This is a genomic window from Stenotrophomonas nitritireducens (genome assembly GCF_001431425.1).
GTDB lineage: Bacteria > Pseudomonadota > Gammaproteobacteria > Xanthomonadales > Xanthomonadaceae > Stenotrophomonas > Stenotrophomonas nitritireducens.
The window spans coordinates 128,683-144,195 of the sequence record NZ_LDJG01000018.1; the positions used below are offsets into that span (position 1 = coordinate 128,683).

A 15,513-nucleotide genomic window follows, 5' to 3' on the forward strand; every position below is an offset into this window, starting at 1 on the left:
GCGCGGGTCTGGAATGATCGTGCCGGGCGCTGCAGCGCCCGTGCGGCAGTCCCGTGAAGGCAATGCCGGATGCGGGCCGGCAGCTGCATGAATGGTGGAATGCGGGGTTGCCGGTCGATACCCGATGCCGCCCCGGCAATCGTGCGCCTGCGCAGGCACCTACCGGGAATGCGGTGGGGCGCAGGTGCCGCCCCACCGCCATGGCCTCAGAGCGAGATGTCCTCGGCACCCGGCGTGGCCCTGGGGAATTCCGAGCCGGGCTGCGCCGGTTTGAACGGATCGGCCGGCGGCATCTCCGCCAGCTTCTTCAACGCCGCCGCCACGCCGGCGCCGTAGGCCGGATCGGCCTTGCTGCAGTTGTCCACGTGGCGCTGCTTGATGAAGTCCGGCGCGTCGCCCATCGCCCGCGCGGTGTTGTCGAACAGGCGCTGCTTCTGCGCGGCATCGTAGCTGCGGAACAGCGCACCGGGCTGGCTGAAGTAGTCGTTGTCGTCCTCGCGGAAATTCCAGAAGTCGGCATCGCCGCGGATCTTCAGCGCCGGCTCGCGGTACTGCGGCTGCTCCTGCCACTGGCCGTAGCTGTTGGGCTCGTAGTGCGGCAGGCCGCCGTAGTTGCCGTCCACGCGCATCGCGCCGTCGCGGTGGTTGCTGTGCACCGGGCAGCGTGCCGCGTTCACCGGGATCTGGTGGTGGTTGACGCCCAGGCGGTAGCGCTGCGCGTCGGAATAGGCGAACAGCCGCGCCTGCAGCATCTTGTCCGGCGACGGGCCGATGCCCGGCACCAGGTTGCTCGGCGCGAACGCCGACTGTTCCACGTCCTGGTACCAGTTGACCGGATTGCGGTTCAGTTCGAACTCGCCCACTTCGATCAGCGGGTAGTCGCTCTTCGGCCACACCTTGGTCAGATCGAACGGATGGACGCGATAGGTCTCCGCTTCCAGTTCCGGCATGACCTGCACGAACAGCTTCCACTTCGGGAAATCGCCGCGCTCGATCGCCTGGAACAGGTCGCGGCCATGGCTCTCGCGGTCCTTGCCGGCAAGCACTTCGGCCTGCGCATCGGTCAGCGCCTCGATGCCCTGCTGGCTGTGGAAGTGGAACTTCACCCAGAAGCGCTCGCCGTCATCGTTGGTGAAGCTGTAGGTGTGCGAGCCGAAGCCGTGCATGTGGCGGAAGCTGCGCGGAATGCCGCGGTCGCTCATCACCACGGTCACCTGCATCAGCGCTTCCGGCAGCAAGGTCCAGAAATCCCAGTTGTTGCGCGCGCTGCGCAGGTTGGTGTGCGGGTCGCGCTTGACCGCCTTGTTGAGGTCGCCGAACTTGCGCGGGTCGCGCAGGAAGAACACCGGCGTGTTGTTGCCGACCAGGTCCCAGTTGCCTTCCTCGGTGTAGAACTTCAGCGCGAAGCCACGGATGTCGCGCTCGGCATCGGCCGCGCCGCGCTCGCCCGCCACGGTGGTGAAACGGGCGAACATCTCGGTCTGCTTGCCCACTGCCGAGAAGATCTTGGCGCGGGTGTACTTGCTGATGTCATGGGTGACGGTGAAGGTGCCGAACGCGCCGGAGCCCTTGGCGTGCATGCGCCGTTCGGGAATGACCTCGCGGTTGAGGTTGGCCAGCTTTTCCAGCAGCCACACGTCTTCCATCAGCAGCGGGCCACGCGGTCCGGCGGTCTTGCTGTTCTGGTTGTCCACCACCGGCGCGCCGAAGGCGGTGGTCATCGGCGTTACCGGCGCATCGCCATGCTTCTGTGCAGGGGTGGTGCTGGTATCGCGCTGCGACTGCGCGCCCTGCGCGGGCGTGGGCGCGGCATGGTACGGGCAGGTGGGTTTGCTGTCGTTGCTGCTCATGGCGGGCTCCTGGCTGGCGTGTAGGGATATCGTGCGATGACGATAGCTACGGGTTGGTGAAATGGAAAATCGAATGATCCGCTCGGAGTCATAGGGCTTGCCTATGGCCGGGTGGGCGGGTCGTGCCCGCCCGGTATTCAATCGCGGTCGGGTGCGCCGAGCGGGAACAGCGGTCGATACGGCCGGGCTTCCTCCACGGCACGCGCGAACGAGGGACGGGCGAGCAGGCGCGCGCGATAGTCGCGCAGCACCGGCCAGGTCCCGTCGATGCGATGGGTCCAGTCCGCATAGAACAGCGACGGCGCGGCGGCGCAGTCGGCCAGGGTGAACGCATCGCCCGTCGCCCATCGCCTGCCGGCCAGTTGCGTCTCGAGCCAGCCGTAGGCCAGCTCCAGCCGTTCCACCGCACTGGCCAGGGCGTCGGCGGCCTTGCCGTCGTCGCCGCTCAGCGCGCCGCCGACCGCGTGCTGCACCGGGCTCATCACGTGCAGGTCGAAGAAGCGGTCGAGGAAGCGCACATCCAACGCGGCGGCCGGATCGTCCGGCAGCAGACGCACCGACCCGGCGTGCCGCTGCTGCAGGTATTCGATGATGATGCTGGTCTCCACCACGTTGCGCCCGTCGTCCACCAGCAAGGGGAACTTGCGCAGCGGCCAGCGCTGCAGCCATTCGGCCGCGTTCTGCGGCGTGTCCGGGCCGAGTATGCGGAACTGGAAGGGCGTGGCGTTCTCGTACAGCGCGATGAGTACCTTCTGCGTGTACGACGAGAACGGATGGCCATAGAGCAGCAGCGACATGGGAGACCTCCGGTGCGGGTGCCGAGGATGGCAATGTGTTGCCAATGCCGGCCCGGCGCAAGCGCAGCGCCGATGTCCGTGGCGCTGCGCATCTGCCAGACTCCACGCGGCCACCGACCCGCCCTGGACGCCCCGCATGACCGAACGCGCCACCCGCCTGCTGCACCTGTTGGACGAGCTGCGGCGGCGCCGCACGCCGGTGCGCGGCGCGCAGCTGGCCGAGCGGCTGGGGGTGAGCCTGCGCACGCTGTACCGCGACATCGACGCGCTGCGCGGGCAGGGCGCGGACATCGCCGGCGACCCGGGCGTCGGCTACCAGCTGCGCGGCGGCTTCCTGCTGCCGCCGATGATGTTCTCGGCCGAGGAACTGGAAGCCATCGTGCTCGGCGTGCGCTGGGTGGCCTCGCATGCCGATCCGGACCTGGCGGTCGCCGCCGGCGCCGCGCTGGACCGGGTCACCGGAGTGCTGCCGGAGGACCTGCGCCTGCAGGTGGAGACCAGCGGGCTGTATGCGCCGCAATGGCGGACGACCGAGCCGGAACCGTGGCTGCCGGCGCTGCGCCGCGCCATCCGCGCCGGCAATGCGGTGCGCATCCACTACCGCGACGCCGAAGACCGCGCCAGCGAGCGGGTGATCTGGCCGTTCGCGATGGCCTTCCTGGCCGAGGTCCGCCTGCTGGCGGCCTGGTGCGAGATGCGTGGCGACTTCCGGCATTTCCGCGCCGACCGGGTGGTGGCCCTGCACGACACCGGCCAGCGCTATCCCGAACAGCGCCACCAGCTGCTCAAGCGCTGGGGCGAACAGCGGCGGCAGCGCGAAAGCATCGACTGCTGACAGCGGCTGTCAGCAGCCCCTGCGCACACTGTGGGCTCCTTCCCATGCAGGCCCCGCCATGACCACGCTGACCTTCTACACCCACCCGTTCTCCCGCGGCCGCGTCGCGCGCTGGATGCTGGAGGAGACCGGGCTGCCGTACGAGGAGGTGATCCTCGATTACGGCACCACGATGAAGGCGCCCGGATACCTGGCCATCAACCCCATGGGCAAGGTGCCGGCGCTGCGCCATGACGACACCGTGGTGACCGAGAACGCGGCCATCTGCCTGCACCTGGCCGAACTGGTGCCGGAGAAGGAACTGCTGCCGCCGCCCGGCTCGCCCGAGCGCGGCGCCTGTTATCGCTGGATGTTGTTCGCCGCCGGTCCGCTGGAATCGTTCATCACCGCGCGCCGGCACGGCGCGCTGGCGCCGCCGGTGGAGGCGGGCTACGGCAACGAGGCCGACCTGATGCGCACGCTGGAAGGCGCGCTGGCCGGCAGGAAGCATCTGGTGGGCGACAGGTTCACCGTCGCCGATCTGTACGTGGCCGCGCTGCTTGGTTACTACATGCGTATCGGCGAGCTGGCGCCGACGCCGGCGTTCGAGGCCTACGCGGCAACGCATCTGCAGCGGCCGGCGGCGCTGCGTGCGAATGTGCACGACGACGCGTTGGTGGCGGCACGGGCGGAGAGTGCCTGAGAGCAACACGCTATTGGCCGTTGCCGTTGCCGTTGCCGTTGCCGTTGCCGTTGCCGTTGCCGTTGCCGTGCTTGTGCTTGTGCAGTTGCTTCTGGCTTTTGACTTCCCTGGCCGTAGAGCGAGCCGAGCACCGCAGCGTGACGAGGGGCGTAGAGGCGCACGTGTTTGAGCGAAGCGAGTTGTGCGCCGTCCCCTCGGCATGCGAGGAGCGCAGGGGACCGATGCGGCTTAGCCGCATCGGCTCGCGGCCCGGCCCGTGTTTCTTTTGGCTATCTTTTCTTTGCACGAGCAAAGAAAAGTAGCTCGCGCCCCGAAGGGGAGCGAAAGCTCTTGATCCTGCTTCAGCCGTAGCATGGGCTTTGGCTCTGTTCTGGAAAGAAGCAACCGCCAAAGCTGAAGCTTGAAAGCAGAGCTTTCACTCCTGCTGCACAGGAGCGAATTACTTCTCTTTGCTCGTGCAAAGAGAAGTAACCAAGAGAAAGGCCTTTCCAACAGCCGAATGGCTGGTCAAGCACGCCCCTGCCTTCGCGCCCAGCCCGCTATGCGTGGTGGGTCCACTCCGCCAGCGGGTTTTTCCCACCGGCTCCGTCGCTGCGGAAGGGGGCCCCGGGAATCAAAAGCCAAGGGCAACAGCAGAATCACAAGCAGCAACAACCGCAACTACGGGGGCGTGCAGTCAGTGAGCGAGTCCGTTCACAGCAACGACTTCATCCGATACAACGCTTCCAGCGCCTGCTTCGGCGTCAGCTCATCCGGATCGATCGCCTGCAACGCATCCAGCGCCGCCGAGGACACCGGCGCGAACAGGCCGAACTGCTGCGGCGCGTCCAGCGCCTGTGGCGCCATCTGCGCGGCGTGGGTCTCGCCGCCGCGCTGCTCCAGCTCGGCCAGCCGCCGCCGCGCCTGCGCCACGGTGGCGCGCGGCAGGCCGGCCAGGGCGGCTACCTGCAGGCCGAAGCTGCGGTTGGCCGGGCCGTCCTTGACCGCGTGCATGAACACCAGCGCCTCGCCATGTTCCACCGCATCCAGGTGCACATTGGCGATGCCGCTGGGACCGCCTTCGTGGCTTTCGTCGGCCAGTGCGGTCAGTTCGAAATAGTGCGTGGCGAACAGGGTGTAGCAGCGATTGGCGTGGGCCAGGTGGCGCGCGACCGCGTCGGCGAGGGCCAGGCCGTCGTAGGTCGAGGTGCCGCGGCCGATCTCGTCCATCAGCACCAGCGAATGCGCGGTGGCGTGATGCAGGATGTAGCTGGTCTCGGCCATCTCGACCATGAAGGTCGACTGGCCCTTGGCCAGGTCGTCGCCGGCGCCGATGCGGGTCAGGATGCGGTCGATCGGGCCGATCGCCGCGCGGCTGGCCGGCACGAAGCTGCCGATGTGGGCCAGCAGCACGATCAGCGCGTTCTGCCGCATGTAGGTCGATTTACCGCCCATGTTCGGGCCGGTGATGACCAGCATGCGCCGCTGCGGGTGCAGGTCCAGGTCGTTGGGCTCGAACGGGGCTTCGCGCACGGCTTCCACCACCGGGTGACGGCCACGCTCGATGCGCAGGCAGGGCTCATCGCGCAGTTCCGGCTGCGACCAGTCCAGCGCCTGCGCGCGTTCGGCGTAGCAGGCCAGTACGTCCAGTTCGCTCAGCGCGGCAGCGCAGCGCTTGAGCGGTTCCAGGTGCTGGCCGATGGTGTCGAGCAGGCCCTCGTACAGCAGCTTCTCGCGCGACAGCGAACGCTCGCGCGCGGAAAGCACCTTGTCCTCGAAGCCCTTGAGCTCCTCGGTGATGTAGCGCTCGGCGTTGGTCAGGGTCTGGCGGCGGGTGTAGTGCACCGGCGCCTTGTCGGCCTGGCCCTTGCTGATCTCGATGTAGTAGCCATGCACGCGGTTGTAGCCGACCTTCAGGGTCGGGATGCCGCTGCTCTCGCGTTCGCGCGCTTCCAGGTCGATCAGGAACTGGTCGGCATGGGTGGACAGGCGGCGCAGTTCGTCCAGTTCGGCATCGAAGCCCTCGGCGATCACGCCGCCGTCGGACAGCTTGAGCGGCGGCTGTTCGGCGATGGCGCCGGCCAGCAGCCGCGCGCTGTCGTCGTGCGAACCCAACTCGGCGCGCAGCTGCTGCAGGCGCGGCGAATCCAGCGCCTGCAGGTGCGCGGCGATGGCCGGCAACATGCCCAGGCCGTCGCGCAGGGTGGAAAAATCGCGCGGGCGCGCCGAGCGCAGCGCCATGCGGGTGAGGATGCGTTCGATGTCGCCAAGCGCGCGGAAGGATTCGCGCAGGTCGGCATCCACGCCGCGGTCGATCAGCGTCGCCACCGCGTGGTGGCGCTGCTGCAGCACCTCGCGCAGCCGCAGCGGGCGGTGCAGCCAGCGCCGCAGCAGGCGCCCGCCCATCGGCGTGACCGTGCTGTCGAGCACGCCCAGCAGGGTGTTGCGGGTGTCGCCGTCCACGCGGGTGTCCAGTTCCAGGTGGCGGCGGGTGGCGGCGTTCATCGCGATCGCCTCGCCGGCGTTCTCCATCGCGATCGCGGTCAGGTGCGGCAGGCGCTGCTTCTGGGTTTCCTCGACATAGCCGAGCAGGGCGCCGGCGGCGGCGGTGGCGCGCGGCTTGTCGTCGATGCCGAAGCCGGAAAGGTCGTGCAGCTTGAAGAAGGCCAGCAGCTGGCGGCGGCCGCTGTCGGCATCGAACAGCCACGGCGCGCGGCGGCGCACGCCGCTGCGCTGGCGCAGGAAGTCCGGCCAGTTCTCCTCGTCCGGGACCAGCAGCTCGGCCGGTTCCAGTCGCGCCAGCTCGGCTTCGAGCGCGTCGTCGGTCTCGACCTCGTTGACCAGGAAACGACCGCCGGCCAGGTCGGCCCAGGCCAGGCCATAGCCCTGCTTGCTGCGCGAGAGCGCCATCAGCAGGGTGTCGCGGCGCTCGTCCAGCAGGGCCTCATCGGTGACCGTGCCGGGGGTGACGATGCGCACCACCTTGCGTTCGACCAGGCCCTTGGCCTGCGCCGGGTCGCCGATCTGCTCGCAGATGGCGACCGACTCGCCCAGCGCCACCAGCCGCGCCAGATAGCCCTCGTAGGCGTGCACCGGCACGCCGGCCATCGGGATCGGCGCGCCGCCGGAACTGCCGCGCTGGGTCAGGGTGATGTCGAGCAGGCGCGCGGCCTTGCGCGCATCGTCGTAGAACAACTCGTAGAAGTCGCCCATGCGGAAGAACAGCAGCAGGTCCGGATGGTCGGACTTGGCCGCGAAGTACTGCTTCATCAGCGGGGTGTGTTCGACCGCGCCGTTGTCCTGGCGGCCCTTCTTGGTGGGTTCGGCGTGTTGCAAGTGCTTGGCTTCCGGCGGATGGCCCGCGGCGCCAGCCGGTGAGGCGGCGGCACGGGCGTGGTGCATGGATGGCCCATGATACGGGGCGGGGCCGCCGGCGACGAACCGGGCCGCCGCACCGGCTGCCGCCGTGCGGGCGCGCGGGCTTACTCCGCGGCGTCCTCGAGGAAACCGGCCGGCGGCGCGAAGAACAGGTTGCCGCTGACCGCGCGGCTGAAATCCAGCAGGCGGTCATGGTTGCCCGGCGGATTGCCGACGAACATGTTGCGCAGCATCTTCTCGGTGCGCGTGGGCGTGCAGGCGTAGCCGATGAAGAAGGTGCCGTACTCGCCCTTGGCGGCGTCGCCGAAGGACATGTTGCTGCGCAGGATCTTCAGCTCTTTGCCGTCCTCGACGATGTTGGTCAGGGCGTTGTGCGCGTAGCTGGGCTTGGCCTCGTCGTCCAGCTCGATGTTGTCCAGCTTGCCGCGGCCGACGATGCGCTCCTGTTCGGCCACCGGCACCGCGTTCCAGCCCTGCAGGTCGTGCAGGTATTTCTGGGTGATGACGTAGCTGCCGCCGGCGAAGCCGGGGTCGTCGGCGCCGACGAGGGCGGCCTCGCGGGCTTCGTCATCGGCCGGGTTCTCGGTGCCATCGACGAAGCCGATCAGGTCGCGGCTGTCGAAATAACCGAAGCCGTTCACCTGATCGGCGCTGGCCACGGCGTCGCCCAGCCGCGTCATCAGCTGCGTGGCCAGTTCGAAGCACAGGTCCATGCGTTCGGCGCGGATGTGGAACAACAGGTCGCCGGGTGTGGCGACGGCATGGTGCTTGCCGGTGATCTCGATGAACGGGTGCAGTTCCCGCGGGCGCGGCGCGCCGTACAGGCGGTCCCATGCTTCCGAGCCGATGCCCACCACGCAGCAGAGTTTCCCGTCGAGCACGCGCGAGCCGATCGAACGCACCAGCGTGGCGACGTCGCCGCACACCGCGCGGGCGCAGGCGCTGGCCTGCGCATCGGGCTTGAGCGTGACGACGAGGAAGATGGCCGCGCGGGTGAGGCCGGCGGTGACGGGCTGGGGGCTGGTGGTCATGCGGAAACCTGGAAAGTGACGGTGCGCAGGCAAGGCCACCCGCGCGGGCCGTGGGATTCTAGCCGTTCAGTCGTCCGCTTCCAGCACGCCCTCGGCCAGCGGCACGCGCGTGCCGTCGAGCAGGCCGCGGCTGAGCCGGCCGTCCTCGATGAACAGCAGTTCGCCGTTCTCGCTCTTCTTGATGCTGCTGTCGATGGCGATGATGCGCCCGCCATGGAAGCTGCTCACGTGCGCCATCGAGGTATGGCCGACGACGATGCGCTTCAGGCCCAGCCGGTCGAGCACGGCCTGTACGCCGGCGCTATCCAGGCGGCCGTCGAAATAGCCGCGGTACCAGATCGGGCTGGTCTTGCCGTCGTACAGCGGCGCGGTGGCCGGATCGGCCTTGACCTCGGCCTTGGGCCGGCCCAGCGAGGCCTGGTAGGCGGCATTGGTGGCGGCCGGTTCCAGCGCCAGCGGCAGCGCCTCGGGCGAGATGCCGCCGTGCAGGAACAGGGTGTCGCCGATGCGCAGCAGCACCGGCCGGGTGCGCAGCCACTGCCCGATCACCGAGTCGGCGCCGTACAGCTGCGGGTAGCTGCGGCCGAGCAGCTGCGCGCTGCGCAGGTACTTGGGATTGACGTAGCGCAGGTCGTCGTACAGCACCATGGTCTCGTGGTTGCCGAGCACGAAATGCACCGCGCCGCCGGCCGCGGCCGCCTGCTGCTGCAGGCCGTACAGCAGCCAGAACGCCTCGGTGACCTGGGGGCCGCGGTCGAACACGTCGCCGGCGATCACCAGGGTGTCGCGGCCCAGCGCCCAGTTGTCCGCGTCGTCGATGACGCCATTGGCGCGCAGCAGCCTTGCCAGCAGGGCGTACTGGCCGTGGATGTCGGAGACGGCGACGATGCGCGATGCCTGCGGCAGAACCGCCGTGGCCACCGCTGCGGGCGGTGCGACCGTCACCGGGTGCGGATGGCCGCAGCGCGCCGGCACCGTCGCCTGCGCGGCGTCCCAGGCCTGCTCCTGCACTGCGTCGTCGCAGATCCAGCGGGCACGCAGGTGCCCGTCCTCGCGGAACACATAGGGACCGTCGGCATCGACGTGCGCTGCGGGCGCGGGCGGCCCGGCGGCGAGGACGGGAGCGGCGGCCAGCAGCGCGAGCGCCAGCAGGAACGCGCGGCGGAGACGATGGGGAAGCGGCATCGGGTTTCTTCGGTCAACGGAAAGCCCGCACGATGCTATGCCTGCGGCCTGCCGCGGGCATGTGTCATCGGTCCTGTGCGGGCAGGGACCGGCCGTCGCCCCGGCGCGGCCTCGCCGCGGATGGGGAAAACACCGCCCATCGTGGCCCGGATCAACGGCAGGTTTCCCCTGGGGACGGGCCGCGCCCGGTCGCCGGCACTGATCTTCAAGGCGGGCACGCACTAGACTCCACGCTGATCCCTCTGCGAGAACAGTCCATGCCGGTCTCCCGATTCCTGTGCGCCGCCTTCGCGGCAACCCTGTTCGCGGCCGCTGGCGCGCAGGCCGACGAACCGCGCCTGCCGCCCGCACAGGCGCAGCTGCTGGCCAGCATCTCCGCCGATGCGATGCGCGGGCACCTGTCCTTCCTGGCGTCGGACGCGCTGGAGGGCCGCGGCACGCCGTCGCGCGGGCTGGACATCGCGGCCGAGTACATCGCTTCCCAGTTCCGTGCCGCCGGGTTGGAGCCGCTGGGCGACGACGGCTACTTCCAGACCGCGGACTGGCGGGAAATCGCGCCCGAGCGCGAGCGCGCGAAATTCGCCGACGCGCCGGCGCCGCTGCTGGTGCGCAACGTGGCGGGGCTGCTGCGCGGTTCCGATCCGGCGTTGAGCGGAACCTACGTGCTGGTGACGGCGCACTACGACCACATCGGCATCCGCGAGGGCAAGGGCGACGATGCGATCTACAACGGCGCCAACGACGACGGCAGCGGCACGGTCTCGGTGATCGAACTGGCCCGCGCGTTCGCCGCGCAGAAGCAGCGCCCGAAGCGCAGCATCATGTTCATGACAGTGTTCGGCGAGGAACACGGGCTGGTCGGTTCGCGCTATTACGGCGCGCATCCGCTGGTGCCGGTGGCCGACACCGTGGCCAACATCAATCTCGAGCAGATCGGGCGTACCGACGACAGCGAGGGGCCGCAGGTGCTGGCCGCGGCGATCACCGGTGCCGACTATTCCGACGTGGGCGAGGTGCTGCGCAGGGCGGGCGAGCTGACCGGCACGCGCATCACCCGGCACCCGGTGAACAGCGACCGCTATTTCGCGGCCAGCGACAACCAGGCGCTGGCCGATCTCGGCGTGCCCGCGCATACGGTCAGCGTCGCTTACGCCTTCCCCGACTACCACGGCCCCGCCGACACGTGGGACAAGATCGATTACGCCAACATGGCCGCGATCGACCGCACCGTGGCGCTGGCGATCCTGACCATTGCCGACGACCCGCAGGCACCGCGCTGGAACGCCGACAACCCGAAGGCCGCCAAGTACCTGGAAGCGGCACGGGCGCTGCGCGCGGGGAAGTGAGAAACACAGGTTCCGGAATGAGCGGGCCCGGAACCGTTGCCCCGGCTCAGCCGCGTTGCAGCGCGATCCTGCCGGGCGCCTCCGGCAGCGATCCATCGGCCAGCACCACGCGGTTGCGGCCGCGTTTCTTGGCCTGGTACATCGCCGCGTCGGCGCGGGCCATCACCCGCTCGTAGTCCGGGTGCCCGTCGTGCAGGGCCACGCCGATGCTGGTGGTGATGTCCAGTTTCGCGCCGTTGGCCAGCGTCACCGGCGATTCGGACACGCGCCGACACAGGCTGTCGGCGATCACCAGCGCCTGCGCTTCGTCCACCGCCACCAGCACCACGACGAATTCCTCGCCGCCGTAGCGGAACACATAGTCGCTGCCGCGGGTGAACTGGCCGAGGATGCCGGCCACGTGCTGCAACGCGCGGTCGCCCGCCTCGTGGCCGTGTTCGTCGTTGATCGCCTTGAAATGGTCCAGGTCCAGCAGCAGCACCGCGAAGCTGCCCTGCGACTTCGCGGCCAGGTCGATTTCGCGGCGCAGCACGGTGGGCAGGAAACGCCGGTTGAGCAGGTTGGTCAGCGCGTCGCAGCCGGCGTCGAGTTCGCCGATGCGTTCGAACAGCATGCCGAGCAGGTTGCGGATCTGGCTGACCCGCGCGCGGATGTCCTGCAGCTGCGCGGCGCGCGCGCGCGGATCGGCTTCCTCGCGCAGGGTCTGCTGCAGGGCGAGGTCGACGTCCGCCACCAGGTCGCAGATCCGCCTGGTTTCGGCGCTTTCGCCGAAGCTGGGGATGCCCTTGTGGGTGAACCACAGCCCGAACTCGGAGCCGGCCAGCGACTGGAAGCCGACGGGGTCGCATTGGCTGGCCAGGGCATAGAGCAGGGTGTTTTCCCAGTCCAGCAGCAGCGCGCGCTGGCGCTCGCGCTCGGTGCCGACGTTCTGCACCAGCGAGAACAGGCGGTAGGCGGCATCGGTGCGCGAGGAACGCTCGCGCGCGTTGGAGTAGGCCAGGGTCATGCCCTCCAGCGCGATGTCGAACGAGGCGGTGAGGCTGGCGACGGCGGCATGCGCGGCCTGGCCATGCCCGGCCTGCGCGGCGATGGACTGGAACAGGCGCTGCTTGAGCACGCGCGTGCCGCGCGTCACCAGGTCCACCGGAATGCCGACGCGGGCGTGCACGTCGCCGATCACGCGCTGCGCGGCGATCAGGTCGTCGACATCGCCGGCGGTGGCGCGCAGCAGGTTGGCCACCCAGCGCTGCATCGCCGGTTGCAGGCGCGTGCGCACCTGCTCGTGCGAGAGCAGGCGCGAGGCGCGGGTGTCGTCCATCATCACCTGGTAGAAATGCACGGCCATCGCCGGGGCGTCCGTCGCGGCCAGCGCGGCCAGTACCCGCGCGGCTTCGGGACCGGCGTCGGCCAGGCTCCTGCGCCAGTCGGCGGCGAGGCCGTGGCTGTCGTGGTCGGCGGGCGGAGGATGAGCGTGGGGCATGGCGATGGCGGGCGGCGTGGCGGGGGCGGAGAGACATTATCGGCCGTTGACGCTACTGTTTGAGCGGCTTTCCGCGTGGATTCACCTACAGTTGCCGTTCAACGCCTCCGCCTCCGCTTCCGCCATGCCGTCCCTGCGCCCGGATCCATCGGCGCGGGCCTTTCCCGGGCCTGCGCGGCCTGATCGCGCGCCGCTATCCGGCCAGGCGCGGCAATGTCCGTGATCAGCGCCGGACCATTTCCGCTGATGGCGCTGCTGGGCCTGGTGGCGGCCTTCATCGCCTGGCTGTTCGCGCGTGGGCTGGCCACGGCCGCCGACGGCGGGCGCAGTCGCGCCGGCGCCGTGGTGATCGATGCCTTCCTGCTGGGGGTCCTGGGCGCGCGGGCGGCGCATGTGCTGCGGCATGCCGGCGACTACCTGCCCGATCCGATGTCGATCATCCGCCTGGGCGATGGCGGCTATGCGGTCTGGGCCGGGCTGGCAGTGGCGGCGGCTTACGCCTTGTGGCGGACCTGGCGCCATGCGCCGCGCAAGCCGGTGCTGCTGGGGCTGGCGGCCGGCGCCGCGTTCTGGGCCGTCGGCGGCATGGCGCTGTTCGCGCTGCAGCGTTCGAGCATCGTGCTGCCCGACATCGCGCTCACCGATATGCAGGGCGATCCGGCGCCGTTGTCCGCGCATGCGGGCCGGCCGCTGGTGGTGAACCTGTGGGCGAGCTGGTGCGGCCCGTGCCGGCGCGAAATGCCCACGCTGGTGCGCGCGCAGGCCGAGCATCCGCGGATCGGCTTCGTGTTCGCCAACCAGGGCGAGGAGCTGGCCGATGTCGCCGCCTATCTGCGGGCCGAAGCGCTGGCGCCGGGGAACATCCTGCTGGATCCGGAGTCGGAACTGATGCGCCTGACCGGCGCGCGCGCGCTGCCGACCACGCTGTTCTTCGATGCGGACGGCCGCCTGCGCGGCGCGCACATGGGCGAACTGTCGCGGGCGACGCTGGAAGCGCGCCTGCGCGAACTGCAATGACTTCCCGATTCCCCTGAAGAGATACGCGATGATCCGCTCCCGTACCGCCCTGTTCCTGCTCGCCGCCACGCTGTTGGCGCCGGCCGCCTGTGCCCGCGATGGCGGCGCCGTCGCGCCGGCCGCCGAAAAGGCCGGCGACCCCGCCACCCCTGCCGAGCCGGAGGTGGTCAAGACCCTGCGCGGGCAGGGCGTGGAGTTCATGGGCACCTTCGACACGCCGGTGGGGCTGACCGGCTATGCCGGCGTCGCCGGGCAGCGTCCGCTGGCGGTATACGTGTCCAAGGACGGACAGCATGCGATCGTCGGCACCCTGGTCAACGCCAAGGGCGAGGATGTCGGCGCGGCCAAGCTCAAGGAATTGGTGTCCGGGCCGATGGGCGCGAAGATGTGGCAGCGGGTCGAGGCCAGCCACTGGGTGGCCGACGGCAAGGCCGATGCGCCGCGCGTCGTCTATGCCTTCAGCGATCCCAACTGCCCGTACTGCAACCGCTTCTGGGAGGCGGCGCGGCCCTGGGTGGAGTCGGGCAAGGTGCAGATCCGGCAGATCCTGGTGGGCGTGATCCGCGAGGACAGCGCCAACAAGGCCGCGGCGATCCTCGGAGCGGCGTCGCCGGAGAAGGCGCTGCAGGAGAACGAGCGCAACTTCGCCCGCGGCGGCATCAGGGGGCTGGCCAAGGTGCCTGCCGAGGCCGAGGCCAGGCTGCGCGACAACGAGCTGGCGATGCTGGAGCTCGGCTTCCAGGGTACGCCGGGCATCGTCTTCAAGGACGCCGCCGGTACCGTGCAGACGCGCTCGGGCCTGCCGCAGGGCGAGGATCTGCAGGAAGTGCTGGGGCCGCATTGAGCGGACGGTCCGCGGGCTGACGGTGGCGATGTAATAGTCTCCGCCGCAGCAGGCTCACTAAGCTGGCGCCGTCCTGCAGGAGCCAGCCGATGAGCCACGACCACAACCATCTTCCCGGCGAGATCCGCCACGAGAAACCGCTGTGGTGGGCGCTCGCGCTGACCTCGTCCTACCTCGTGGTGGAAGTGATCGGCGCGTTCATGACCAACAGCCTGGCGCTGCTGTCGGATGCGGCGCACATGGCCACCGACGCGCTCGCGCTGGTGATCGCGCTGACCGCGGTGCGGCTGAGCCGGCGACCGCCGGATGCGCGCCGCACCTACGGCTACGCGCGGCTGGAAGCGCTGGGCGCGCTGGTCAATGGCGGCCTGTTGTTCGCGGTGGGCCTGTACATCCTTTGGGAGGCGGCCGCCCGCTTCCGCGAGCCGCAGGCCATCGCCTCGAGCGGCATGCTGTGGGTGGCCAGCTTCGGCCTGCTGGTGAACCTGATCGCCATGCGCCTGCTCAGCGCCGGCAGCGGCGAGAGCCTCAACGTCAAGGGCGCCTACCTGGAAGTGTGGAGCGACATGCTCGGCTCGGTGGCGGTGATCGTCGCCGCGCTGGTCATCCGCTTCACCGGCTGGACTCTGGTCGATCCGATCCTGGCCGTGCTGATCGGGCTGTGGGTATTGCCGCGCACCTGGGTGCTGCTGCGCGATGCCCTGAACGTGCTGCTGGAGGGCGTGCCCAAGGGCATGGCGCTGGCCGACGTGGAACAGGCGCTGCGCGGCCAGGCGGGCGTGGCCGACATCCACGACCTGCATGTGTGGGCGCTGGGATCGAGCACGCCGGCGTTGACCGCGCACGTGGTGATGGCCGACGGGCAGGAGCCGGATGCGCTGCGGCGCGGACTGGCCGTGCTGCTGCACGAGCGCTTCGGCATCGACCATGTGACCCTGCAGGTGGAGGCCGATCATTGCGGCGACGCCTGCGCCGTGCATGCGCGGCAGGTGCCGCGGGGCGAAGACGACCACCAGGGCCACGACCACGTCCATTGAGCGGCGCTGCTGGCGGGGGCGCCGGAATCGATGTATCTTCGCGGCAGGCAGC

Annotated in this window: 12 protein-coding genes; 6 read left to right on the plus strand and 6 right to left on the minus strand. The window is 69.7% G+C overall.

Going from position 1 to position 15,513, the window contains the following annotated elements; genetic code table 11:
• Positions 1-206 precede the first annotated feature (206 nt).
• The gene (locus ABB22_RS12635) at positions 207-1,850 is read right to left on the minus strand and encodes a catalase (RefSeq protein ID WP_055768322.1); all 1,644 of its coding nucleotides are present in this window, start codon (positions 1,848-1,850) and stop codon (positions 207-209) included.
• Positions 1,851-1,987: 137 nt separating this feature from the next.
• Positions 1,988-2,647: a glutathione S-transferase family protein gene (locus ABB22_RS12640; protein WP_055768325.1), complete on the minus strand. Its 660-nt coding sequence runs from the start codon at positions 2,645-2,647 to the stop codon at positions 1,988-1,990.
• A gap of 136 nt (positions 2,648-2,783) precedes the next feature.
• Between ABB22_RS12640 and ABB22_RS12645 the strand changes: the two genes are divergently transcribed.
• Positions 2,784-3,482: a helix-turn-helix transcriptional regulator gene (locus tag ABB22_RS12645; RefSeq protein ID WP_055768328.1), complete on the plus strand. Its 699-nt coding sequence runs from the start codon at positions 2,784-2,786 to the stop codon at positions 3,480-3,482.
• 58 nt (positions 3,483-3,540) lie between these two features.
• A complete protein-coding gene (locus ABB22_RS12650; RefSeq protein ID WP_055768331.1) occupies positions 3,541-4,164 on the plus strand; it encodes a glutathione S-transferase family protein in 624 nt (207 codons plus the stop codon).
• A 693-nt stretch (positions 4,165-4,857) separates the two neighbouring features.
• Here the strand turns inward: ABB22_RS12650 and mutS are convergent.
• The 3 genes from mutS to ABB22_RS12665 form a co-directional block, all read right to left on the minus strand.
• Entirely contained in the window at positions 4,858-7,413 is a 2,556-nt protein-coding gene (gene mutS, locus ABB22_RS12655; RefSeq protein WP_055768544.1) for a DNA mismatch repair protein MutS, read from the minus strand.
• Positions 7,414-7,625: 212 nt separating this feature from the next.
• Entirely contained in the window at positions 7,626-8,552 is a 927-nt protein-coding gene (locus tag ABB22_RS12660) for a Dyp-type peroxidase (RefSeq protein WP_055768334.1), read from the minus strand.
• Positions 8,553-8,618: 66 nt separating this feature from the next.
• Entirely contained in the window at positions 8,619-9,737 is a 1,119-nt protein-coding gene (locus ABB22_RS12665; protein WP_082443577.1) for a metallophosphoesterase, read from the minus strand.
• Between the two features lie 257 nt (positions 9,738-9,994).
• Here ABB22_RS12665 and ABB22_RS12670 point away from each other — a divergent pair, with 257 nt between their 5' ends.
• Positions 9,995-11,083: a M28 family peptidase gene (locus ABB22_RS12670; RefSeq protein WP_055768337.1), complete on the plus strand. Its 1,089-nt coding sequence runs from the start codon at positions 9,995-9,997 to the stop codon at positions 11,081-11,083.
• Positions 11,084-11,129: 46 nt separating this feature from the next.
• Here the strand turns inward: ABB22_RS12670 and ABB22_RS12675 are convergent, their stop codons facing one another.
• Positions 11,130-12,563 carry a GGDEF domain-containing protein gene (locus tag ABB22_RS12675; RefSeq protein ID WP_055768340.1) on the minus strand — a complete coding sequence of 478 codons (1,434 nt, stop codon included), beginning with the start codon at positions 12,561-12,563 and terminating at the stop codon, positions 11,130-11,132.
• A gap of 213 nt (positions 12,564-12,776) precedes the next feature.
• On the opposite strand from ABB22_RS12675, the gene ABB22_RS12680 reads away from it, so the two are divergent.
• The 3 genes from ABB22_RS12680 to ABB22_RS12690 all read left to right on the plus strand — a co-directional run bounded on the left by ABB22_RS12680 (position 12,777) and on the right by ABB22_RS12690 (position 15,461).
• Positions 12,777-13,580 (plus strand): TlpA disulfide reductase family protein, encoded by an 804-nt coding sequence (locus ABB22_RS12680; protein WP_055768345.1) that lies wholly within the window; start codon positions 12,777-12,779, stop codon positions 13,578-13,580.
• 28 nt (positions 13,581-13,608) lie between these two features.
• Entirely contained in the window at positions 13,609-14,424 is an 816-nt protein-coding gene (gene dsbG, locus ABB22_RS12685; RefSeq protein WP_055768348.1) for a thiol:disulfide interchange protein DsbG, read from the plus strand.
• Between the two features lie 89 nt (positions 14,425-14,513).
• The gene (locus ABB22_RS12690) at positions 14,514-15,461 is read left to right on the plus strand and encodes a cation diffusion facilitator family transporter (protein ID WP_055768351.1); all 948 of its coding nucleotides are present in this window, start codon (positions 14,514-14,516) and stop codon (positions 15,459-15,461) included.
• Positions 15,462-15,513: the final 52 nt, after the last annotated feature.